Origin of the sequence: Wolbachia endosymbiont of Dirofilaria (Dirofilaria) immitis (assembly GCF_013365455.1) — a bacterium.
In the GTDB taxonomy this organism is placed as follows: Bacteria; Pseudomonadota; Alphaproteobacteria; order Rickettsiales; family Anaplasmataceae; genus Wolbachia.
Map to the genome: position 1 here is coordinate 759,008 of NZ_CP046578.1, position 25,659 is coordinate 784,666.

The 25,659-nt window shown below is 32.3% G+C and carries 16 protein-coding genes and 3 tRNA genes; 8 read left to right on the forward strand and 11 right to left on the reverse strand.

Translation table 11 applies throughout. The features are described from left to right. Positions 1-1,770 precede the first annotated feature (1,770 nt). Positions 1,771-3,045, forward strand: coding sequence for an NADH-quinone oxidoreductase subunit NuoF (gene nuoF, locus GOY12_RS03015; RefSeq protein ID WP_175818575.1), 1,275 nt, complete (start codon positions 1,771-1,773; stop codon positions 3,043-3,045). 492 nt (positions 3,046-3,537) lie between these two features. On the opposite strand, the gene nth is transcribed toward nuoF, so the two are convergent. Both nth and icd read right to left on the reverse strand, forming a co-directional pair. Then, positions 3,538-4,203: an endonuclease III gene (gene nth / locus GOY12_RS03020; RefSeq protein ID WP_175818576.1), complete on the reverse strand. Its 666-nt coding sequence runs from the start codon at positions 4,201-4,203 to the stop codon at positions 3,538-3,540. A gap of 1,324 nt (positions 4,204-5,527) precedes the next feature. Then, positions 5,528-6,958 (reverse strand): isocitrate dehydrogenase, encoded by a 1,431-nt coding sequence (gene icd, locus GOY12_RS03025; protein ID WP_175818577.1) that lies wholly within the window; start codon positions 6,956-6,958, stop codon positions 5,528-5,530. 2,550 nt (positions 6,959-9,508) lie between these two features. On the opposite strand from icd, the gene GOY12_RS03030 reads away from it, so the two are divergent. Both GOY12_RS03030 and GOY12_RS03035 read left to right on the forward strand, forming a co-directional pair. Further along, positions 9,509-9,582 (forward strand) — tRNA-Pro (locus GOY12_RS03030). A gap of 209 nt (positions 9,583-9,791) precedes the next feature. Next, on the forward strand, positions 9,792-10,769 hold the full coding sequence (locus GOY12_RS03035; protein WP_175818578.1) for a quinone oxidoreductase family protein: 978 nt from the start codon (positions 9,792-9,794) through the stop codon (positions 10,767-10,769). A gap of 16 nt (positions 10,770-10,785) precedes the next feature. Here the strand turns inward: GOY12_RS03035 and GOY12_RS03040 are convergent, their stop codons facing one another. The 4 genes from GOY12_RS03040 to GOY12_RS03055 form a co-directional block, all read right to left on the reverse strand. Next, positions 10,786-12,702 carry an ATP-dependent helicase gene (locus tag GOY12_RS03040; protein ID WP_175818579.1) on the reverse strand — a complete coding sequence of 639 codons (1,917 nt, stop codon included), beginning with the start codon at positions 12,700-12,702 and terminating at the stop codon, positions 10,786-10,788. Positions 12,703-13,387: 685 nt separating this feature from the next. After that, positions 13,388-13,461, reverse strand: a tRNA-Ile gene (locus GOY12_RS03045). A 42-nt stretch (positions 13,462-13,503) separates the two neighbouring features. Continuing rightward, on the reverse strand, positions 13,504-13,827 hold the full coding sequence (trxA, locus tag GOY12_RS03050) for a thioredoxin (RefSeq protein ID WP_175818580.1): 324 nt from the start codon (positions 13,825-13,827) through the stop codon (positions 13,504-13,506). Positions 13,828-13,947: 120 nt separating this feature from the next. Continuing rightward, a complete protein-coding gene (locus tag GOY12_RS03055; protein WP_175818581.1) occupies positions 13,948-14,568 on the reverse strand; it encodes a ribonuclease D in 621 nt (206 codons plus the stop codon). Positions 14,569-14,712: 144 nt separating this feature from the next. Here GOY12_RS03055 and GOY12_RS03060 point away from each other — a divergent pair. Beyond that, a tRNA-Gly gene (locus GOY12_RS03060) sits at positions 14,713-14,785 on the forward strand. Positions 14,786-15,196: 411 nt separating this feature from the next. Here the strand turns inward: GOY12_RS03060 and GOY12_RS03065 are convergent. Beyond that, positions 15,197-15,535 carry an outer membrane protein assembly factor BamE gene (locus GOY12_RS03065; RefSeq protein WP_175818582.1) on the reverse strand — a complete coding sequence of 113 codons (339 nt, stop codon included), beginning with the start codon at positions 15,533-15,535 and terminating at the stop codon, positions 15,197-15,199. A gap of 133 nt (positions 15,536-15,668) precedes the next feature. On the opposite strand from GOY12_RS03065, the gene GOY12_RS03070 reads away from it, so the two are divergent. Further along, complete coding sequence (locus GOY12_RS03070; RefSeq protein ID WP_175818583.1) at positions 15,669-16,664, forward strand: ribonucleotide-diphosphate reductase subunit beta; 996 nt, start codon at positions 15,669-15,671, stop codon at positions 16,662-16,664. 734 nt (positions 16,665-17,398) lie between these two features. On the opposite strand, the gene secA is transcribed toward GOY12_RS03070, so the two are convergent. Next, complete coding sequence (gene secA / locus GOY12_RS03075; RefSeq protein ID WP_175818718.1) at positions 17,399-19,999, reverse strand: preprotein translocase subunit SecA; 2,601 nt, start codon at positions 19,997-19,999, stop codon at positions 17,399-17,401. 4 nt (positions 20,000-20,003) lie between these two features. Here secA and GOY12_RS03080 point away from each other — a divergent pair, with 4 nt between their 5' ends. Then, complete coding sequence (locus GOY12_RS03080; RefSeq protein WP_175818584.1) at positions 20,004-20,153, forward strand: hypothetical protein; 150 nt, start codon at positions 20,004-20,006, stop codon at positions 20,151-20,153. Between the two features lie 213 nt (positions 20,154-20,366). Further along, positions 20,367-20,540, forward strand: a complete 174-nt coding sequence (locus tag GOY12_RS03085; RefSeq protein ID WP_175818585.1) for a hypothetical protein — start codon at positions 20,367-20,369, stop codon at positions 20,538-20,540. Positions 20,541-21,379: 839 nt separating this feature from the next. Here GOY12_RS03085 and odhB read toward each other — a convergent pair. Continuing rightward, a complete protein-coding gene (odhB, locus tag GOY12_RS03090) occupies positions 21,380-22,534 on the reverse strand; it encodes a 2-oxoglutarate dehydrogenase complex dihydrolipoyllysine-residue succinyltransferase (RefSeq protein WP_175818586.1) in 1,155 nt (384 codons plus the stop codon). A 264-nt stretch (positions 22,535-22,798) separates the two neighbouring features. Continuing rightward, positions 22,799-22,963, reverse strand: coding sequence for a hypothetical protein (locus GOY12_RS03095; RefSeq protein ID WP_175818587.1), 165 nt, complete (start codon positions 22,961-22,963; stop codon positions 22,799-22,801). A gap of 339 nt (positions 22,964-23,302) precedes the next feature. Between GOY12_RS03095 and GOY12_RS03100 the strand changes: the two genes are divergently transcribed. Next, entirely contained in the window at positions 23,303-23,929 is a 627-nt protein-coding gene (locus tag GOY12_RS03100; RefSeq protein ID WP_175818588.1) for an AAA family ATPase, read from the forward strand. Positions 23,930-23,963: 34 nt separating this feature from the next. Here the strand turns inward: GOY12_RS03100 and tsaB are convergent, their stop codons facing one another. Then, positions 23,964-24,563 (reverse strand): tRNA (adenosine(37)-N6)-threonylcarbamoyltransferase complex dimerization subunit type 1 TsaB, encoded by a 600-nt coding sequence (tsaB, locus tag GOY12_RS03105; RefSeq protein ID WP_175818589.1) that lies wholly within the window; start codon positions 24,561-24,563, stop codon positions 23,964-23,966. Between the last annotated feature and the right edge of the window lie 1,096 nt (positions 24,564-25,659).

The window sequence follows — 25,659 nt, forward strand, 5'->3', positions numbered from 1 at the left end:
TACTTTGCATAGATATGAGAAAAGCAATGTTAGTAGCCATAAGCCTATTGTATCTAAGTATACATTTAACAAGTCTAAAAAGTGAGCTAAGCGAAAATATTGCAAAAACAGCTGAGATAAATTTATCTAACTATAGCTTACTTCATTATGTAGCACATGATACAGAAACTTGAAACTATGCTATCCAAGCCTTAAAAAGATAAGGCACCAGTCACAAATCTTACAATCAGTTTAAGCTAACAAGATAGAATCTTAGAATCATCATTTCATTTGTTTGACACTACCATAAAAAGAAGCTGTTTATTCAGTCAGTTATTTTTCCAGCAAAAAAAACAGGAGAAAAATCAGTCATCTAATTTCAGACATAACATATGATAAACTAAAGCGAGAGGCACTTCAATATAAAGATAATGCACATATTGCTGAAGAAAAAGATAGTGATTATAGATCAATACGTAAAATAACCTATGAATCAAAATGAAAGTAATATAAAATACTTAACAAATAGCGGTAAATTTGTAAGATATCTAGATTTTCGCTAAATAGAATAGTTAAATACGTTTAGTAATTATTCCTGTTCTGAGATTTCTTTCTAATAGTAAATCTACTTTAATCCCCCCATTCATTTTGATGGCAAAACTAATCACCTTTAAGATTTAAGCAGTAAGCATACAAAAAAAATTACTAGAAATTTAGCTATAAATACTTCTCCTTACTTTTATCTAGACCAGAAATATGGCCTTCAGTTCTAATGTAAGTGGAAGTCAACAATTATATATCATCAATTTTACTAAAAAAGTAAAAAACCGAGGAGAATTAGTTTGGCAACGAGAAATACACTATACCTGCTTAGTCTTCAAAAGGAGATTTTGTAGCCTTTACAAAAATTCAATCAGGATTTCACATAGGGATTATAAAGCCATATACAAAAAAAGAACACCTTCTTTAGAAAAGAGATAAAATTGAACCCACAGACAGCATAGCTACCAAACAACAGAGTGATTATTTTATAAGGATAGAATCACTTAAGCACAAGCTTATAATTTAGTAAAAAAAATCTCAAAATAATTTTTATACTACAAATGCCTATAAATCAGATTGGCCTTATTTAAAACTACCAATTGCTGATTCAGCCTTTCCTGAAAAGGAGAGGATGACGGTAATAATAAAGAGTAATGCAGACAATATTAGCCATTTACTCTTATTTCACCTGCAAGTTGATATATAACGAGCATATAACTCTTTCCCACTTTCCAACTTAAAGGTATATAAACTTGTATTTACAGTATTATCATATCTAGTATTTATAGTGCGTGATTCAACTTCTGCAGTTAGGCACTTGCAAAAAATACAGTAGCTAACACGCTAAGCATTAGCTGTTGTCCTATAATTAGGAAGAATCAGCAGGCAGCAGTAATCATCAATATAATTAAAGATTAACCTCATAAGCATAGCCAATTTTTAGCAAATCTTTCAATGATAAAATAGTACTCTTATATCCTAACCACTAGCTTTAATACAACTCTTACTCTCATTAAAAAAACTACACCCATGAGACCAGGACAATGAGCAATAATAAAAACCTTTCACTGGTTTAATTAAAATTTACAGACTCACTTTAATTTTTATTGTAAGTTTTTACAGAGTATGTATCCTTAGCAAATTAGTAACAATAAAATATATTCTATACAGTAACTTTATCAAATCAATAAGCAAACGTAAAATATCTTCGTTTTAGCATTATTGATTCACTTAGAGTTTTAAATAGTCATGTTGAAAGAACAAGACAAAATATTTACGAACTTAAATGGCAAAGAAACTCCACTGCTCGAAGATGCAAAAAAACGTGGCAGTTGGCAGAAAACAAAAGCACTATTAGATTTAGGATCTGAAAAGATCATCGATGAAATAAAAAAATCTGGCTTGAGGGGACGAGGAGGTGCAGGTTTTCCGACTGGCCTTAAGTGGAGCTTTATGCTAAAAAAGCCTTCAAAAGAACAACCAGTATATCTAGTAGTCAACGCAGATGAATCAGAACCTGGTACATGCAAAGACAGAGGTATATTGAGATATGAGCCACATAAATTACTTGAAGGAATTCTCCTAGCTGGCAAAGCGATCAACGCATCAGCTGCATATATCTATATCAGAGGTGAATTTTACAACGAGTATTTAGTTTTAAAAAAAGCACTTGAGGAAGCTTATAAAGAAGGCTTAATTGGGAAAAATGCCTGCAAATCAGGTTATGATCTTGATATATTTATCCATAGGGGTGCAGGAGCCTACATATGCGGGGAAGAAACAGCTCAGCTTGAATCAATCGAAGGGAAAAAAGGCTTCCCTCGTATAAAGCCTCCATTTCCTGCAGGTATTGGACTTTTTGGCTGCCCAACTACAATAAACAACGTTGAAACTATAGCTATGGTTCCAGATATTTTGCGTCGAGGAGGAGGGTGGTTTATGTCTCTTGGTAAGCCAAATAATACCGGCACTAAGATCTTTAGTATTTCAGGACATGTAAATAATCCATGCAATGTTGAAGAAGAGCTCGGAATTCCACTACGTGAACTAATTGAAAGATACGCAGGCGGAGTGCAAGGAGGTTGGGATAATTTACTTGCTGTAATACCTGGTGGATCTTCAATGCCATTAATTCCAAAATCTATATGTGACACTGTTGAAATGGATTTTGATTCATTAAGAGCTGTACAGTCAGGGCTTGGAACTGCTGCTGTAATAGTGATGGACAAATCAACTGACATAATAGCTGCAATAGAGAGATTATCGCACTTCTATATGCACGAATCATGTGGGCAATGTACACCATGTCGTGAAGGTACTGGATGGATATGGAGAATTATGAAAAGGATGGTAACAGGAGAGATCAAACCTGGTGAAATAGATAAGCTACTCGATCTTACAACTCAAATAGAAGGGCATACAATTTGTGCATTAGGTGACGCTGCAGCTTGGCCAGTTCAAGGACTAATAAGACATTTCCGTCATTTAATTGAAGGAAGAGCAAAATTAGCAGATGTTATATAAGAACGTTGTAGCTACAGGAATAAATTAAGCACAAAAACTATTCAGTAAACTTTACTCTTATAAGTCAAATGATAAAAGTGTAACATAGTTAGCGTTTTATATTCTACTCTTTGTGCTACATGTATTCCATGTCTCTACTAATTTATCTAGAGAGCTTCCCAGGTTTTTTAGACTAAAGCACACCTATAAGTCATTTAAGGCAGCGTAAAATATCAACTTACAAGATTTTGAAAGAGAGCAAAGGTAACTACCTATAAAGTTTCTTTTAATTTCTTTTCTTATTTAGTAAATCTTTCAAATATAAAGCAACCAGTATACAAACATTTGTTTTTATAACAAGTAGCATCATTCCAGCACATGATGTTGAAGTCTAGTCTTTATCATGCATCATGCAGACACCTAGTTAAAACTAAGTTTCCTAGATTTTAGTGTCGGACTGCTCGAGGTGATATCCTCCAGACAAGTTCAAACCACAATATTTGTATGGTTATACTAGGATAACACAAAAGAAGAAACACTAGACGACCTTACACCTTTTGCCTCAAATTCACACAAATCATAGATTATGCACGTTGCACACGATGGTTTTTGTGCTTTGCAAGTATATCTACCGTGCAAAACTAGCCAACGATGAGCATAGAATAGGTATTTCTTTGGAACTCTATTTAAAAGGGATTGCTCTGTTTTAAATACATCTTTTTCTTTCACAAGTCCAACCCTATTGCTTACTCTAAAAACGTGAGTGTCAACCGCCAATGTTGGAATGCCAAGTTCCAAATTCAAGAATACATTAGCACTCTTTCTTCCTACTCCTGGCAAGGACATCAAGTCGTTGAAATTTATAGGAACTTTACCATTGTAACGCTCAACTAATATTTCACTAAGCTTAACTATGTTTTTTGCTTTAGAGTTATGTAAACCAATGCTACTTATGCGTTTCTTTAGTTCATTTTGCCCAAGAATTAGCATTTTCTCTGGCGTATCAGCAATACTAAACAGCTCCTTTGTGATTTTATTAACACTTACATCAGTTGCACGTGCCGACAAAATTATTGCAGCCAGTAATGTAAAACGATTAGTATAATTTAGTTCTACCTTCGGCGTAGGATTTAATTGCCTAAACCTTTCAAATATCAATTCTACTTTTCTAAAATCCATCCATATAGCTAAAAGCTTATACTACACTGATCATTATATAAATTCAATTCCCTGCAACCTAGATTGCTGTTCAGTGTTAACACTGAACAGCACAATTTTTATTTTACCAAAATTCCTTTCAGGAATTCACTCTAGCCACCTCCACAAAATACCTTCTAACAATAAGTATAATAATACCTCATTAATAGTTTCCGCGTGAATCATACTATTTTAATAAATTAATTCCTTTGTACTCTATCTTTTGAATCTCCTCCTAGCAAATCTTTTGCATATTTTTCAACATATACTCCCCAATCTTTTAAGAAAACATAAGAAGCCAGAATTCAGAACTTCAATAAATATCGTCATTGCCATACAAATTAAAGAGCTAAGTATACTTATACCTACAATAATCTACTAGTAATAAAATTCTCTATAAGTAGACAAACAGAAAAAGCAATGAGAGAATAGTTAAGAAAGAGTTTGCTACCTAGTCCAATATAGTTCATTTTACCCTTGAATGCATCAATAAAAATTTCACAATTTTCATACCTTTTCATAAACAAATCAGAGACTTTTTTTAATAAAAACATTAAAACCCCGAATAAATAGTAAAGTATTCTTACATTTCACGAGTTTTAATACTAATGCTCTCTACCTCTCATTAGACTTTAAACTTTCTCTTAGAGGAAAACAATACAATCAAATAATTATATGCCTAGCCTTGCCTGATACTAATTTAACTCTTGTGTCAACTTTCTAACTTCTATCACTTTCTTAAAATAACCCTAAGCCCGGACCTTACGAAAACTTCTCTATTTAATTAACAAATCAATTACATTTTTTCAAGTCCTTTCAACAAGATGTCTTTACTTTTTTAACGCATACATCAATTTTATACGATTTTTTCCAGCCACTTCCTTTCCAGTAATACTCAATTTCTCAAATAGCTTCTCCTCATAATGAAATTATAATAAAATTCACGCATTGCTATTGCTAAACCCCTCTTACTTTCAGTATTAATACTAACTTTAACGCAAGGGAACCAATAACTCTAAAAGCCTAATGCACCTCTTCAGCTTTTGATAAGCTTTATAAATTCAATCAAATCTATCCTTATCCCTGCTGCACCAGAGTAATTATAATAACTGATTCTTTATGTTACTTTATAAAAACTACTAAGAACTTAATAATTCCTACCTACAACTTGTCTAGCTTTTACTCTCGACACATTAAACAAAACATTAACTCCATAAACCTCTAGGTAATTAACTTAAACTGTCAATCTATCAGTACACCCTTATAGAATATAGCACTTAAACAGCACACAAGCGGTAAACAATAATTAAACAAAAAAACCTTCTTTCCTATCATATAAATACAACTTATCCATTCTTACTACGTCAAAGCTGTTTTCTTCAAGTCTAATTAATAAATTATTTATGTCGCCGTTTGTAATAGTCCTTCTTTCATTATTCACAATAAACCTACAAGTCACTTGATCACTTAAAGACTTTGAACTTCCCGGCCAGATTGCAAGTCCTTTTGAATATATTGCTATAACCTTTAGATTACTTAATTCAAATAATTTTATTAATCGATCAAAATCTGCTGATTTATCCCAGGCAAGTGTTATATCGCTACCAACTAATTCCCTAACTTTGTAATTCTGTTCATAATAATCTTGCGTCTCGCTCGCTTTACTATTATCTGAATCGCTGCTGACCATAAACTCAGGCAATGTGTTAGGCTTTCTTCCTAAATTACCTACAATAGCTTCTGCAAATTCTTTTGTACCAACTTTCTGTTTACTTTTCTCCCTCTTATACAAATCAACAGTATGTATTCCATCTTCTAAGGTCCTCAACCACGCATCGTAAATCAGTTTTGCAGTATCAACTTGACTTATGTAAATTAGCATATTCACTGCAGCATTTAAAAGTCCAGAAGGATTAGCTATATTCTTTCCTGCAATATCAGGAGCAGAGCCATGAATTGCTTCAAACATTGCATATTCACTACCTATATTACTACTTGCAACTAATCCAATAGAACCTGAAATTTGTGCCACTATATCTGATAATATATCGCCATATAAGTTTCCAGTTACTATAACATCAAAATTCTCAGGTTCCGTAGCAACACGTGCCATTCCAATATCAACTATATAATGTTCTGCTTTTATATCTTGGTACTTCTTTGCAATGCGATCAAATGCTGCACGGAAAGTGCCGTCAGTCATTTTCATTATATTGTCTTTAGTCAAGCAAGTCACTTTCTTTCTATTGTGCTTTTTTGCATACTCAAAAGCATATTTACATATCTTCTCTGAGCCGGATCTAGTAACAATTTTAGTGCACTGGTAAGAGTCACCAGTAAGTCTGTACTCTATTCCCGTATAAACGTCTTCTTCATTTTCGCGTATTATAATAATATCAAACTTACCAAATTTATTTTCTATAATAGGATGATACGAAATGCATGGCCTGACGTTTGCATATAGTCCAAGACTTCTTCTGAGTGCAACGTTTAAGCTTTTATGTCCTTTACCTTGAGGAGTTGTTATCGGAGACTTAAGTAATATCTTTGTTCCTTTAATAGATTCCCAGCCACTTGGAGAAATTCCGTGAGACCATTTTTTATTATAAACAAGCTTTCCTATTTCAATAATATTCACTGAGATCTTTGCTCCTGCTTCACATAATATCAACAGCACTGCTTCCATAATTTCTGGCCCGATACCATCACCATATGCAACTGTAATTGGTGTTGACATAACTTTCCTAATACTAAATGATTCAATGTTAATCTAAATAACAGAGCAGCACAAGTGGTCAATGTTATCCAGATTAGCAATACAATACCTTATATTACTCAATTATGTCTTTATATTGTACAATTACGTTACAAAGGTAAGAAGTGGATACTGAAATGAATGTTAAAATCATGTAGGTTTTTAAGGAGAAATTATAGAAAATACCTAACTTAACAACAAAAAACCCTTCAGAAAGATAAACAACTAGCAAAAAATACCACTTATAGCTTACACAGCAAGCATAACATTAATATTAACATATTTAAACGCTAATGGCAACAAAACTTAGCCCCCCTTAAGGGAGAAAACTATTGTGTTGGTACGGATATCAAAAAACACTACTCTAATGCCTAATATAAACACCAACAGGATATCCTTTCCCTAAGGAAAGCATTTAGACTATTTTAGCTTTCTGTCTCACCTGCACTACCATGGTTATACTCTTCTATATCTTCATAACTAAGCCAATTTTATTTTTGCCTACATTATCTAACCAATACAAACAAACATTCTATAATAAATTCACAAATATAGTAGTGATAAATTACAAAACCTAGTAAATACTTTATATATCGTAAAAAAGTGTTAATTTTAGTTAATAATATTTCTATCATTGCATAAAATATGCCAAATTAATATTTACAAATTTACGATATGGTAAATATAGTCCAGAAAAGTCAAGTTCACTGATTACATATCAAAATGGTACTAACTTAGAGCTCCGATGCTATAACCACATTATCTACATATTAGTCTGTGCCACGATTTTATTAAGGTTTTCTGCTAACTATACTGAGACAGAAACCTCAGGGTATAAGAAGCCTTTGATAATGTTACTAAGTATAAAAGCTAACTAAAATAATAAAGATTATTAAATAATCAAGAGAAAAGTGATAAGTTTAATATCAAAGTTGTGCAAAATTCCAACAAGAGTTTTATTATATGCTCTATTTTAGAAAGGACAAAAGGCTCCTTAAAGCTTAGAGATACCGAAAAGCAGTTATTTTTTTAACTAAGCTACTGTAAAATCCACATATCATAAAAATGCTTTAATCAGAATTAGAAACACTTATTACTCTAATAAAGAAAATACTTCAGGCAACTTTTATACACTATAAATTTTTTTGACGACAATTTTATAACACAATCCTGATCTAGGGCTAAGTAAAATGTTGAAATTACATGATGTACACAAAAACTGTGCCCTTCTATTAGGAGAAGATATTTAGGTTAGACTCACATAAAAAAGAAGGTTATACAAAGGTTAAGGAAGTATATGTCAACATTGATAGCTGCAATTTCTTCTGACCAAGACAATATTTTTATATATCTATAATCTAGCTATTACTCTAGGCAAGCTTTCAGATTTTTAAAATACCACAACATCCTACTTATAGCCTTTGAATACGGTAGCAAATCTAAAAAAATACAAGTGTGAGATACCACACACTTAATATAGAGGCAAAAACAAATTTATAAAGCTTTATATAGTACTTAACAATTCCATAAACCTTACATTATCTCAGCCATTCTAGCCAAAACATCATAAACTTAAAAAAAAGTAAATTATTATAAAGCAGTATATCTCTAAAAATACAATACAGCTAAAGTATAGCCAACAGATATTAAAAGCAACTTATCAACCTAAGTTACCAAATATGACAACAAGACAACTATAAAACCTATTCTAGGTTTCTTTAATAAATTAGACAAACTATTTTCATCTATTAAAAGGGAAAATACCTGCAGAAAATACTGAGATGCAATTTACAGATAATCAACATAATTATGCTAAAACAGATGGCTTTATAGATAATAATCAACTAACAGTGCTACTCTAATAACAAAGAGCTTAGATATATACCCAAGCAAACCTTGCTACAAAACAAGAAACAAAAAAAATAAAATGACAAGCCCATTTATGAGAAAAATAAATTTTTTCAAAGATAATAAACACAATTATGAAAAATAGATCCTTCCAAAAAAAGGTAACAATTTACCTAATAGCAATTATTACCCTATATAGAAAATGTGCAACATAATAAAGCCTATATATGAGCGCGGAAGAGTGTAAACATAGAAAAGATTAATTATTAATCAAAGCAAAAGTTCTATCTGCATATACTAAAGTAAACCTCACTGTGAAAAGATCGAAAAGGAAAATAAAATCTATAACAACTAATTTTGACACTTACCACGAATTGATAAAGGATAGAAAAAACAAATAAATATAAGTCATAAACTAATATAATAACAGGTCAAAAAGAGAAGTTGCAGACCAACACTAAAAAAACTGTTACACTATAATATAAAAGAGTAAAACAGAAAATATAAACAAGACTATATAACTTCAACACAAAAATGGAACAATTAAGAGTAGCTGTTTTTTATTAAGCAGAAATTAAAAAATGCAAGTCATTATAATAAAACATATTTACAAAGCAAATACTTTTGGTAAGTAAATGAACCTTGCATTTTATTTAGTTATTGATATTCTGAGTATAAAGAAGCCGGGGCATAGCGCAGTCTGGTAGCGCATTTGGTTTGGGACCAAAGGGTCGGGAGTTCAAATCTCTCTGCCCCGACTCTCTATACTAATTTTTGAACACCCCCAAAAGCTCTGTCAAGAGATTACCTTAATTAGGTACACACCACACCTTTTATTATATATTCATATTAGGTCAACGACTCATGATTGCCCACTAACACATATTTCATGGCATATGTTCCTAAATAATTTTACAAGATATTGACCATTAGATAACATAATCAAAACTTTTTCTTAATATTCACTATGGTTAGAGCTGTACAAATTAAAAGAACTGGAGGAATAGAAGTATTAGAATTCATTGATATAAACATAGATGATCCAAAGGATGAAGAAGCTTTAGTGCGCCACACAGCTATTGGTTTAAATCGCTATGACCTAGAACATAGAAAAGGAATTCGCAAAACTAAAAACTTGCCTTCGATACTTGGAGTAGAAGCAGTTGGGGTTGTTGAAAAGCTTGGTAAAAAAATAAGTAATGGTTTACAGATTGGAGATAGAGTTGGATACTGTACAGCCCCAATAGGGGCATATTGCGAAAGACGCATCATACACCAAAAATATTTGATAAAGATTCCAGACAAAATACCAGACGAAATCGTAGCTGCAGTGCTATTCAAAGGTATGACAGCTCACTATTTAGTTAACCAATCTTATAAAATAAAACCTGGTGCTGTTGTGCTTGTACATGGAGCTAATGGTGGGATAGGACAGATATTATGCCAATGGGCAAGTGATAAAAAAGGAATAGTAATAGGTTCCGTAAGCTCTGACGAAAAAATGAAGATAGCTTTACAGAATGGTTGCACATACGCGATAAATTACCATGATGAAAACTTCGTTTTCAAGATTATGAAGATTACACAAAATAAAGGAGTGGGTGCAGTATATGATCCTATAGGCTATGCTACAAGCAAGCTTTCTTTCAAATCTTTAGGAAAGTTTGGCATATATGTTTCCTACGGACAGATATCAGGCAACTTTTCTATTAGCTTTTCTTTACTCAGTTCACGTTCATTATTTGCCACAGGAACATCAATATATCATTATAAGCACAATAGATTTACACTACTACTCACTGCAATGGAAATCTTTGAGATGATAAGAAAAAAACTTTTGACTGTAAGGATTAACAGAAAATACAAATTTGATGAAATAATAGAAGCTCATCTTGATATGGAAAATAGAAAAGTCAGTGGATTAAATATTATAAAACTCCCTTAAGGGAAGAGATCCTATTTCAGCAATAGGCAATACTACTCTTAATTACCTCAACATTCTCTCTTGGCAGTTCCTTAATGAATCGAGAGGTATACATTGATTGCCATTGATTGTTCATTTCCCTTCTGCCTGCGCATGAAATAATTAACTTTTCTTTTGCTCTAGTTATTCCGACATATGCAAGCCTTCTCTCTTCCTCTAAAGCTCTGCCACTCTCATCTTTAAAGGATTTTTGATGTGGAAACAATCCTTCTTCCCATCCAGGTAAAAACACACACGGAAATTCAAGCCCTTTAGCTGCATGAAGAGTCATAACGTATACAGTATCGTCGCTATTCATGTTATCCACTTCCATTACTAAGCTTATATGTTCCAAGAAAGCTGTGATATTGTCAAACTTTTTTAAAGATGAAATAAGTTCTCTAACATTTTCTACCCGTGTTAAGCCTATCACTTCCTCATTTTCAAGCATTTTCATATATCCTGATTGATTTACCACAATTTTAGCAAATTTATCCAGTGGCTTTACGCTTACTATTTCTTTCCAAGCTTCAATTCTACTTAAAAAATCATTGAGTGAAAACTTAATCCTTCCAGTTACTTGATTGCCATCTACTAGTGCTCTTGCTGCCTCAAAAAAAGAAGTTTTGTTATCTTGAGCAATCGTATATATTTTTTTTAGAGTCATAGCTCCTATGCTCCGCTTTGGTCGGTTCACGATCCTTTCAAAAGCTAAGTCATCGTTGGTATTCATAACAAGTCTTAAATATGCAATTATATCTCTGACTTCTTGGCGTTCATAGAATTTTACGCCGCTTATAATCTTGTAGGGAATTGAATATTTCATAAAATACTCTTCTAGAACTCTAGTTTGAAAAACAGCCCTTACTAACACCGCAATGTCACTAAATCTATATTTGTTGAGCTTCAATATCCACTCACTTATAAACCTTGCTTCAGCTTTACCATCCCACAATTTTATCAGATTTACCTTTTCCCCTTTAGCGTTTACTGTCCATAACTTTTTCTCTAAGCGGGCTTTATTATGATTAATAATATATGATGCAGTTGCAAGTATGTGGGATGTAGATCTATAGTTACACTCTAATTTGACGGTTTTCACATTTTCAAAATCGTTAAAAAACTTCAAAATATTTCCAACTTCTGCACCACGCCAACTGTATATTGACTGATCATCATCTCCTACACAACAAATATTTGAATGCCCCTTTGCTAGGCACTTTAGCCAAATATATTGTATTGCATTCGTATCTTGATACTCATCCACCACAATATACCTGAACTTATTTTGGTAGTAGAACAAAGTTTCAGCATTTTGATTGAAAAGTTGTATATTGTACAATAGTAAATCACCAAAATCAACAGAGTTAAGAAACTTCAACCTTTCTTGATATTGGTTATAAACTTTAAGTGCAGTCACATACAAAGGCCTGAACGATTGAATATTCCCCACTTCAGATGGCAACAAACACTTCTCTTTCCATTGCTGAATAATACCCATAACAGCCCTACATTTCTCTAATAAGCAGTCATGATTCATCTCATTAATGATATTTTTTATTATCTGTAATTGATCATCCGTACCAATGATTGTAAAATTGGAGTTCAAACCCACAATCTCAGCATGACGGCGCAAAATTTTCGCTGCAATTGTATGAAAGGTACCAAGCCATGGTATATTTACACCCGTAAGTTCAAGTACTCTTGATACCATTTCACTTGCAGCTTTGTTTGTGAATGTAACCGCTAATATCCCATTAGAACTAGCGTAGCCACTTCTAATTATATGTGCTATCCTTGAAGTAATGGTTCTCGTTTTCCCAGTCCCAGCTCCCGCCAATATCAAAACCGGCCCATTTACATTAGTTACAGCTAATTGTTGCTCAGTATTCAGTAGTGAGAAATAATCTTCCATTTACAGCTCTATAGATTACAACTCCATAAAGTTAAAACTATAATCCAGATATTGCAAAGGTTTTATTGGATATAATGGTAAAAACATACTATTTTCAATCAGTATATAACGAAATATTAGCTATTTTTATTCAGTGGCATCAAATATTTGTTGAGATCAGTAACTAATCTAAACTAAAACTTTCGTTTATCAGGTAGCAAGTAAAGCTTTGAATGAGTTGAATGTATGGTTTAATTTTAGCATTCCTATTTCTCCAACTTTAACAGGAAGCTCTGAGATATAGTATCAGTTATGCACTGTAGGCCTTCTAGTGAGATTTTCACATATTTTTCAACTCCGCTCTAATATCATAATACACAAGCTTTTTCTTTAAATTCTCTCTATGATCTATCTAAACTAGCTAATATATACTGAAGTAAATTGCTTTGCAAGCTTCCTCTGATGGCGCATTGACAACTTTTCTAACAAGGCGCTATCTCATAGTATTACAGCTTCTTCAAAAACCATATATAATATAGCTTTATAGCTACATTAACTACTAATATATACCATAGGTAAAAACTAAATTATTACAATAAATCAACCTTACCATTTGTATCATATAAAATTTTTGTTTTAAACTTGTTTTAGGTAATAAAAATTATTAAAGAACATCGATAATGATACTATTGTATCTATGCCATAGTGGGATTGGTAGGACTCGAACCTACGACCAATTCGTTATGAGCGAACTGCTCTAACCAACTGAGCTACAATCCCTTCCATTAGGGTATGATAATACACATAAAAACAAATTTGTCATTAGCTTATTTTACTATCAACCCAACTTGATAAATCATTTACTATACCAATTTTACGTGCAATTTCCCTACCATCTTGAAATATGATCAAAGTAGGTATAGATTGAATTCCACATTCGCTTGGAACCTCAGTTCCTTCACTTACATTGAACTTGCAGATTTTGATCTCACCTTTTTTATCTTGAGCCAATTGCTCAATATATGGCATTAAACTTTTACACGGTCTACACCACTCTGCCCAAAAATCTACTAATACAAACCCCTTATAGTCAATGACTTCAGACTTAAAATTCCGATCATCTATTGATTTAATACCACCACCCATAAAACACTTAACTTAACTAAAATAGTTATAACATACTTACCAGTAACTAATCAATTAAATTCTTCTAAGTAGCCTGAAAAATTGTTATAAAGTCTGCATAAAGACATAAAGAAAAAAACATTACACCTGATGACTAAAAATATCTATATTCTCCCATCCCATTAGATCTAATCTAACACGAACAGGAAGAAATTCAAAGCACTTTTGTGCCAATTCTTTTCTGTTTTCACGCTCCAGCATTGAATCTAGCTTTTCCTTTATTTTATGGAGATATAAAATATCAGACGCGGCGTAACTTTTTTGTTTATCTGTTAAACTTTCATTCCCCCAATCAGAAGATTGTTGTTGCTTATTTAACTTGATATCAAGCAGCTCCAAGCATAACTCCTTTAAACTGTGGTTGTCTGTATAAGTGCGAACTAAACGTGAAGCTATTTTTGTACAATAGCATGGCAGTGCCCAGATTCCTAAATAGTAGCGTATTATGCTAACATCAAACCGTGCAAAGTGAAATATTTTAGTTATATTTTCATCACTCAATATTTTTTTTAAATTTGGAGCTGTATAACCATTTTTAAATTGAATCAAGTGAGCACTCCCATCATCAAAAGAGAGCTGCACAAGGCATAACCTATCCCTGCCATGAAGTAGCCCCATTGCCTCTGTGTCAACAGCTATAGACCTTATGTTGCCTGGTACTAAGCTAGTCGGTAAGTCATCCTCATATACAAATATCCTCATAAGGCTTTGCAGAATACTGAAAGATCAATAATAATTGAAAGTGAGTTTTAAGTACACAAATATATAGATACAGTTCTTAAATTTTTAGGACGCATAGGGTTTACAAATTGTTGTATGTACCTATAATTTAAGATCAGATTAACCGCGGAAGTAGTTCAGTTGGTAGAACGCAACCTTGCCAAGGTTGAGGCCGAGGGTTCGAGCCCCTTCTCCCGCTCTTTACCTTAAAATTACTTAATCAAAAATCCCTCAATTTCTCTTACCTTAAAAACTATTTGTTCACTTTAGCACCCTATACAAACTAGAGTATTTAGCATCCCATGTTGAAACTTTTTGTACTATATACAATTTCATATTTTTATAAAACTTCCGTATTTTTGCCTACAAAAGCTAAAATGTATCCATAAGGCACTCATGGTAGCAAAAAACGCTAAATAAACAAGAAAGTATTTGAATACTAGCTGCTCTAGATCTCCTTTGCCTTTTTTAGCTTAGCAATTTTTTAAAGTACTTATAGCTCAAAATAACTACTCAAACTATCAACAACCATCACTCTGTTATGTACTAATGGCTGAGAGATAGCATTAATGAACTGCAGCATGCCAAATAGAGAAATCTAAATAAGCTTTCAATTAATAACAGCCAAAGCCCTTTCCGAAATATCAATTTCTTCTATATCTATAACTTTATTACCTTTATCAAACAAAATCTGCAGAGATTTACTACTATACTTTCTTCTTCCTAAGAAATTAGATTGTTTTATTTTATACGAGATATAATACCAAACATTTTCATCAAACTGAGATATTAATGTTGGTGCTCCCAAAGTATGAAGCACTTTTTCTTTATCATCACCTGTTTTTATCTTGCTCCATAACTCAACACTAATACCTGGAGCTCCATGATTATAAACGGTATGTGTGCAGTTTGTTAAAAATAATAGAGCTAAGGATATCAATACTCGCATCTCTTTGATAAACCACTGTGAGAGTACAATACATTAGTAAACTACTTATAGTCAAATTTTACAAAAGTTAAATTGACTGATCTTTGGTATTGCTTAATATAATATTTACTTTAAGAAAATAATTAGGTGCCCTATGTCATTGCTAAAATCAGATCCAATATATAAGCCCTTTAATTACCCCTGGGCATATGATGCTTGGCTACAGCAGCAAAGGATACATTGGATACCTGAAGAAGTTTCACTTGCTGATGATGTAAAGGATTGGAAAACTAAGCTTTCAGGTATAGAAAAAAACCTGCTAACTCAGATTTTCAGATTCTTCACCCAAGCAGATATTGAAGTAAACAACTGCTACATGAGGCATTACACAAATATATTTAAACCAACAGAAATATGCATGATGCTTGCAAGCTTTTCCAACATGGAAACTATACATATTGCAGCCTATTCATACCTTCTAGATACAATTGGTATGCCAGAAAGTGAGTACCAAGCATTTTTAAAATATGATGCTACAAGAAAGAAGTATGAGTACATGCTGGAGTTTGAAGAGAGTAAAAAACACGATAAAAAACATGTAGCTAAAACTCTAGCAGTGTTTGGTGCGTTTACTGAGGGACTACAGTTATTTGCATCTTTTGCAATTCTTCTTAATTTTCAACGCTTTGGAAAAATGAAAGGTATGGGACAAATAATCTCCTGGTCAGTACGCGACGAAACTTTACACACTAACTCAATTATTAATTTATTTAATACTTTTATTAAAGAAAATAATGAAATTTGGAATGAAGAGTTTAAAGAGGAACTATATTCTGCATGCCGCACTATTGTTAAACTTGAAGACGAATTTATAAAGCTTGCTTTTGATTTAGGAGACGTTGAAGGATTATCTGCAGAGGAAGTGCGCAATTATATACGCTACATAGCAAACAGAAGATTAACACAGTTGAATTTGAAACCTATATATGATATTAGTAATAATCCTCTCCCGTGGCTTGATGAAATACTAAATGGTGTAGAACATACAAACTTCTTTGAAAACAGAGTAACAGAATACAGCCGTGCAGCAACTCAAGGTACATGGGAAGAAGCTTTCGCTGAAAACGATACTAACAATAAAGAGAGCTAATCAGCTTCCTTGTGCACTATCTCCCGTCATTCAAGTAGCTTTTTATATTTGTATTTAAAATTAATGAAGCATCATTATCAAAACAACTAGTCTCATAGAATAAGTGATTTATATTTTATTTATAACATATAAATCACTTATATAAACTCTAGAATACAAAATAAACTTTTAGAAAACCGTAAGTATAAAAAGGAGCATAAGTATCATTTGCTTAGATTATTTAATGACGGTAAAAATAGTAGCAACAATAGAAGCTAGCTATACTAAGTATTTTAATAGATCTTATGCTGAGCATCGCAACTTATTCCCTTTGACAATAAGTATAATTACCAGCCACATCTCTGTAATACTATTAATTGTAAATTTCACCACAATTCTTCCCCTACCAGAGATCTAAACGATCATAATATAAGCAAATTATTAAAAGCAATTATGTACTCAAGCAGGCTATTTATCATAAACATTGCACTGGAATCGGTTTTATCATATTATTACATATGATATTATCTCATAATTAAATTAAATTCTTTACTAACCTCATTGTAGCATGATACCATAATTAGGATCACTACAGAAGTAAAAAAATATATCTAACAAACCAATCACAAAGAAAGAAAGAAAGAAAGAAAGAGAGAATCTAAGCCTTCTCGACAAGGTAAAACAAGAACACCTATTGAATGAAAAGTTAAGTGAAACCAGCCATAGTAATATAAAAGACAAGCAAATCCAAGCTCCTAATTTACTAGAGTAATCGCGCCATGGCAGTGCTTATATTTTTTTCCTGAGTTACAAGGACATTTATCGTTTCTTGAGACTTTAGGAAAGTTGTTTCTTTTAGTAAAATATAATCTGTTGCCTATTTCTTGGTTATCTGATAACTTAAAATACGCCAGGCGATGAACAGTAAGCTCCTTCCATTTTTTAAGCATCGACTCAAATATCAAAAAAGCTTCACGTTTAAATTCATTCAATGGATCCTTCTGTCCCATGGCACGTAAATTTATGCTTTGTCTTAAGCTTTCTAAAATTGAAAGGTGTTCTCTCCATAGATGATCAAGTGTTATGACCATCACTTGCTTCACTACCTTATTCCATAAATCTGTAGTATACTGACTATTAAAATACTCCTCTTTTTCAGTAAAAAACTTTCGCATCTTATCATTTATATAACCCAATGCTTCTTGTTTATTCAAAAATTCTGCTAAAGCTTCTTTATTAAGTGCCATCCCATACCTTGTACAGAATTCTTTGACAATATCATCAATATAATCCTCATAATAACCACTTTGCACCACACTTTCTATTACTTCCTTATTCACTTCACTATATACTTCAAATAAATCATTAATTTCATTACCTAAGATATGATTTCTCTGTTCAAAAATAACTTTACGTTGATTATTAATCACATCATCAAACCTAAGCAGAGATTTTCGCACATCATAGTTTCGAGCTTCAACTTTTTTCTGTGCTTTCTCAAGCGCCTTATTGAGCCACGGATGATGAATCGCTTCGTTGTTTTTCAGCCCTATCCTTTGTAAAAAGCTTCTCACCCTATTAGAACCAAATATTCTCATTAAATCATCTTCAAGCGACAAAAAGAACTTAGAAAGTCCAGGATCACCTTGACGGCCAGAGCGACCACGTAATTGATCATCTATTCTCCTACTTTCATGCCTCTCGGTTCCAATGACACATAAACCACCAGCTTTTATAGCAATTTCCCTATCTTTTTTTACTCTTTCAACTATCTCTTGATATTTTTTTTCTCTTTCATCAGCATCTTTTACTTTTTTCAACTCCACTTTTGCTATCATTTCAACATTTCTGCCAAGCTGAATATCAGTTCCACGTCCTGCCATGTTAGTTGCTATAGTAATACTACCTGGTGCTCCAGCTTGTGCTATTATGTATGCCTCTTGTTCATGGTAGCGAGCATTCAATACTGAATGCTTAAGAGAGTGACTTCGCAAAAGCGCAGAAAGCTTCTCAGAATTTTCAATGCTTACTGTACCGACAAGGACTGGTTGAAGACGCTTATGGCATTCCTCTATAAATTTTAATACAGCATTAAACTTTTCTTTTTCTGTGCCATAAATCTCATCATCAGCATCTATTCTCTTTACAGGCACATTAGTTGGAACTTTTACTACATTTAGCCTATATATATCACGAAATTCTTCTGCCTCTGCTGCTGCTGTTCCAGTCATACCAGAGAGTTTATTGTACATACGAAAATAATTCTGAAATGTGACTGATGCTAAAGTTTGGTTCTCATGCTGAACCTCAAGATTTTCCTTCGCCTCAAGTGCTTGGTGAAGACCATCAGAATACCTTCTACCCTCTATGATACGTCCAGTAAACTCATCGATAATCACTACCTTGCCATCCTTTATTATATAATCTTTATCAACAGTAAACAGCTCATGCGCACGCAATGCTTGATCCACATAATGAGTCATTATCATATTATTGGTATCATATAGTGAAGAATTCTCAGGAATGAGATTATATGATTTAAGTAGCTCTTCTACTCGTGAAATACCATCTTCAGTAAGGAATACTGCTCTACCCTTTTTATCTACCTCATAATCAGAACTAACTAACTTAGTAACTATTTTATCTATGCGCTTATATATCTGATTGTTTTCTTCAACTGGACCAGAAATAATAAGCGGAGTCCGTGCTTCATCGATTAATATGGAATCTACTTCATCTACTATTGCATAATTGAAACCTCTATGAACCATATCCTCTTGAGAAAATTTCATATTGTCCCGAAGGTAATCGAAAGCAAGCTCATTGTTCGTTGAATACACAATATCTGCACCATAAGCTTCTTTCCTCTCTGCATCTGTTAAACCATTTATAATAAATGCAACAGAGACACCAAGAGAATTATATAACTTACTCATCCATTCTGCATCACGTTTTGCAAGGTAGTCGTTAACAGTTACAACATGTACACCTTTCCCCTCCAAAGAATTAAGGTATGCAGCTAAAGTTGCAACAAGTGTCTTTCCCTCTCCTGTTTTCATCTCTGATATCATACCATTATGAAGGACCATTCCACCAATTAGCTGAACATCAAAGTGCCTCATATTAAGAAACCTACGAGAGGCTTCACGTACAACTGCAAAAGCAGGCACAAGAAGATTATTTAATGTTTTTCCATTCTTTAATTCTCGTTTAAACTCTTTAGTCTTACCAGCAAGTTCCTCATCAGATAAGCTCCTCATTTTCAGCTCTAGTGCATTTACTTGTTGAACAATCTTTTTAAAAGAATTCATTAGCTTCCTGTTCGTCATCCTCCTTACAAAAAGGAGAGACAACATCAAAATGAAGAACATAATAATAGCTATTAAAATTACAGTAAAACTTGACATAAATTTAAGCAACATCTCATTTAATTATGAGATTATATTACCAAACACAGCCTACAGCAATGATATATTAGATTTAGAAACATTTACTTATATATTAAGATAATAAACAAAAATGTACTCACCAATTCTTTTTTTTTGAAATTTATTTACTAACATATAAAGAATCTGTTGTATTATCTTAGATATCTAATAATCTTTAATTCTTAAATAAAGTTTTTCATAGAATATAAGTAGAAATAACAATCTGAAAACTTAATAATCCTACATTTAAATAAAGAAGAGAATTGACTTAGGCCCAAAAACTAAAGACTACAATATGCATTGTGTCTCAAAAAATACTACTTTTGAAGATTCATTTGCTGATAGAAGTAATAGAAAGCTGCAAAAAGAAATTTTTGGCCAAGCAAAACCTGAACGTAAGAACAATAATGTTACACTTGCTATTTATATTAACATCAACGCGAATTTTCAAAAAGGTACAAAAAAGTAAGGAAGCATGATGAAATAGAAAATTTCCTACTTAAACTAAGGTTTATAGTCAATCAACACAATCATTTAGGATGATTATATCTTCTTATTAAGAAAGAAATAGAGAACATAGTTAAAATATCAGACAAAAGACATTTTTTTTACATAGTTTTTAACTCCACACTCAGAAAAGTAGAAAAGTAACAGTAAAAACGTAGGTGGCAAAGTTTTCTTATCTAACAAGAAAAGACAATCATCTAAAGAAAATTATAGAACACTTTTATAGTCTCAAACATAAAAAAATCTAGATGAATTTTGGCAAACCTCCATCTAAAGTTAGAATCCTGTTCAAAGTAAATTCTAAAAATATAAAGGAACCATTGACTATACACAACTCAAGCAGATTATTGATAAAAACGTTAAGTTATTTACCCTTAATTTTAGCATAAGCAAATACCCGTATAAAGAAGCTCATATATAAATATACCAAATTGTTTAAAATACTTCTACTTAGTGCTAATAGAAAAAGATCATCTTGGAGATTTATTAAATAAATCGATGATAGACACTCTGATTTTAGGTGATCTGAGAAAGCAAAAACGTCAATTTGAAACAGCTTCTCTAATTAAAAAGAAATAACATAAACCTAGATCATTTTGAAGTTGTTAAACCATCCACAAATTTCAGTACCGTTTACTGTTTTCTGGATAGTTTTCAAAAAGCAAAAGAACCATTTAAATGAGACTTACCTATTCTCAAAAAGCATCATATAGCTAACCACCCAGGAAGTCATTAAACTATTGATAAAACTAGATGACATTTAGTTTTTTAGCAATAATGAATTAACAAGAACTCATTGTATTATACTCCTAAAATTAATCTATTAGGATCTTCTATATAATTTTTTATTTTAACAAGAAAAGTTACTGCTCCTTTACCGTCAACTATTTTGTGATCGTAAGAAAGAGCAATATACATTGTAGGCCTAATTTCAATTGAGTTGCCTACAGCAACTGGCTTGTTCTGTATCGAATGCATTCCAAGTATTCCAGATTGTGGAGGATTTATTATTGGAGTGGAAAAAAGAGAACCGTACACTCCACCGTTTGAGATGGTGAATGTTGCACCTTCCATCTCCGATACTTGCAACTTACCTTCTCTGGCTCTTTTGCTAAGAGCAGCCAAAGCTAATTCGATTTCCGCAAATGATATCTGATCAGCACTTCGAATAACTGGCACAACAAGACCCTTATCAGTGCCAACAGCAACGCCTATGTCATAGTAATGTTTATATACAATTTCATCACCTGAAATTTCAGCGTTAACTTCAGGAATTTCTTTTAAAGCTTGTACTGCTGCTTTTATAAAAAAGGGCATAAAACCTAACTTTATTCCATATTTCTTTTCGAAAGTTTCCTTATATTTTGCTCTCAGATTTACTACACTTTGCATATCAACCTCATTAAATGTAGTCAGTATCGCAGCAGTGTTTTGTGAAGCCTTTAAACGAGCAGCAATTATTTGCCTTATTCTACTCATTTTTACTCGTTTTTCTCTTTGCTTTTCACTTGCTAAACTTTTTGGCAGTTCATACATTACAGGCTGTTTTATTTTGCTCATATAGTCATCCACATCTGCTTTCGTTATTCTGCCTCCCATTCCAGTCCCTTTGATACTCCCAGTACTGATTGCATTCTCTCCCATAATTTTATAAGCTGATGGAGCGTCTTTTCTAATAGAGGTTTTACCTTGATCTTCTTGTTGTACCTCTATCACAGAAAGCTTCGCTAACAATTGACCTGGACTTATTACATCATCTTCTTTTACAAGAAATTCAGTTATTTGCCCTGAAGCTTCTGCAGTTAATTCAAGTGCTGCTTTGTCAGTTTCAACTTCAAAGATTAAGTCATCTACCTCTACTGTTTCACCAATACCTTTCTTTATTTTGACTATACCTTCCGTGACCGATTCGCCACCAAGAGTTTCCGGCGCTCTGATTTCTATAATTTTACCCATAAAACAACCTTCCACAAAAACTTGCTATAATTTTATACATAAAAAGAAGCATACAATAAACTAATAAATTTATTTAAGATTAAAAAGAAGCCTATTACAACTTGCTTTTTACTAGTTTAGCCCATGTATGTCAATCTCACTTACAAAGACTACTCTCGGAAGAAAAAAGATCCTCTACAACTTTTAAGCAAACTTCTTCACTCAGAATTGACAATTCTACCCTTACTCACCGCCAACATTAAACACTGAGTTTTGTAAGCTTTCCTAAGTAACATATATAAAAAACATTACCTCTTGCATAGTCCAACCATATGTTATAGATCCATTGATTTGCACTAAGACATAACAAAACTCTTCTTCAAAATCAGCTATTAAATGGATAAATATAAAAAGATCTTTGATCTCCAAAGCGCCAATAGACAAGTACATACACAGTTACTCGTTCCAGGTAAGATAAAAATCCAATGAGTGCAGACTAGTTTCTTTTACCTAGCTCTTTGTTAATAACATAATTCTTAGCTAAGACCTTCTGAAAGCCCATAGTAAACTCATACTCCCAGCTTAAAATTAGGTGAATTAGAGGAAAGAAGCTATTACTTTTTAGTAAAGAATCTACTGCTATATAATCTACAAGGGCTACACAGAATGTATTTCTCCAAATTATACAATATCTTAACCGTAAAAATAATTTTACTATATAATGTTTTAAATGTTTTAAAGCTTAAGCTTTATGTTACTATAAATATAGATTTTAAAATTACAGATAATATGATAAACATTAACACGAAGAAACAAATAACAGGAGTTTTCATATATATTACTGGTCTTTTAGGTAGTGGAAGGCTTTCTACAGCAATAGAATTATCTAACACAATAGACGCACTGATTGTAAACAACAACCTCTCTAATAGTACTCAAGTTCATTCCATATACAATAATATCTTTGAATACGACCAAGTCCCTGAAAAAGTACAAGATAAAATATACAATATTGTACAAATTATGCTTCAGGTAATAGAAGCTTATCCAATTCATTCAAAAAATTATATATTTATTGATGAATTGATGGAAAATAGTGAATACAACACAAGAATATATAACTCAGTAGTAGAACTTAGTAAAAAAATAAACACAAGAATTCTTCCTGTAGTACTTAAGTGTGATTTACATACACTACAAAAGCGCATTAGATCAAAAAGGCAAAGGGAAAATAAAAAAGTAATCAACATAAACATAAGTAATATTATAAAAAAATTTAGAACTCATAATTTGTTTATACCACCTAATGCTATAGAGATAGAGAATTCAAATATGAGTATAAAAGAAGTAACTAAGGAAATAACATGTCAGGTATACAAACTTAGCCAAATTGATAGGATTTACGTCAAAGGCTAACTTATAATAAATGCATTACATATCAAAGCTCATTTTAATAGATAGCCTTAACTTCACCTAATTTCTGTTTATTTTCTAGTCTGTAATGGGCTAATAGCCCTGCATGACTAGCATTTAATACAGGTAAATTGCAATCCATACACGTAATGCAGTCATCGTTTACCATCCCAGCACCTTGATCTAAATATTGGAATTTAGCAATATCATGTACTACAATTGGGTATGACAGTGGCAATAGATTGAAACTAAATAATTGTGTATAAACCCCTTGAGCATTTTTAATTATAGCTCTAATGTTTTTTTTGCTATTTGCACAAAGCAATGATATTGCGTATGCCTGAACTTCCAGTGTACTAACTCCATATAATGGTTTATCTGTAACGAGATTTATGCCTTTCGCAGCTGATATACCAACTCTAATTCCAGTAAAACTTCCAGGCCCAACCACTACTACTAAATGATCTATCTTATCGTAGTTATAGTTATGTTTACTGAATAGAGAATCTAAAACTTGAAAAAACGACTCTGCGTGATTGTTGCTAGTGGAATTGTGTTCTACTAAACACTTACCATTATGATCAATTATCGCTATCGAACTATCAGAACCTACAGTATCGATTGCTAAAATAGACATTATTTAAGTTTACCATAGAGCTTCATAAATATCAAAGTAAAGGCACAGTTACCTATAACATAAGCTAAAGTTAACATTAAATCAAACGTTACATATAATGCAGTGATTAATGAGAGCATTTCTTGGGAGTATTCAAAACTCTTCTCAAGAATAGATAACATTACTATATTCCTCCTGCCGTAGCTGCAAAATAGTGAACTTAAACAATAAAAAAGCAACTATCCCACCAGGTAAAAACAGTAGTCGTCAGTATAACAGATAATACTATATTAGGCTGCTTTACGTCTTTTACTTCCTGTAGAGGTAAGTAGTACAGCTACATTACTAAATACCATACTCATTAAATAATAAATGCCTGGCATCATATTGCCTATACTAGTTACCTAACTTATAATCTTGAATGAAGCTGCTGTTTCATACAAGAAAAAATATAGAAATAAGTCACAGATGTTATAATAAAAAAAATTATCAAGTAATCCTTGAATGTTATAGGTAAAGTCTGATCACGCTACCTTTTAAAGGAGCAATGTTTTTTATACAGCACATTCTATATTAAATAAGCATTCTAGAGGATAAAAACACTCAATCAAACAAGCTATTAAACTTAAAGCTAGATTTAATAAGAAAATCGTTATAACAAGTAACAACATGAACCTTATAGCCGACTGCCTAAGACAGACTATCAGCACTACAAACATCAACGTAAAAGCAACAAAAATTATAAACAGCAAGACTAACCATTATAATATTCTCTGATATAACAATATTTTCAAAAGTATAATACAGTTAGCCAACCACTAAGTAAAAAAATATCTAAACCGCTATAATGCATTCATTAAAGGCTTAACTTCAACCCAGCCAAAACCATATAATTTAGATCAGTTTTAGACTTTTGATGGTCTCTTCAGCATTAGATTTTACAATATCGAATAGCACGAAGTGCCCACAAGAAAAAGAGTTTTTAATGCTCAGAGAAGCATATAATACCAATTTATTCATACTTTTATCTGCAATATCACGATAACTATCGAAACATGTTAAGCTTAATTTGTGAGAATCAGAACAATAAGTAGTACCTACATTCGTGTAATACATG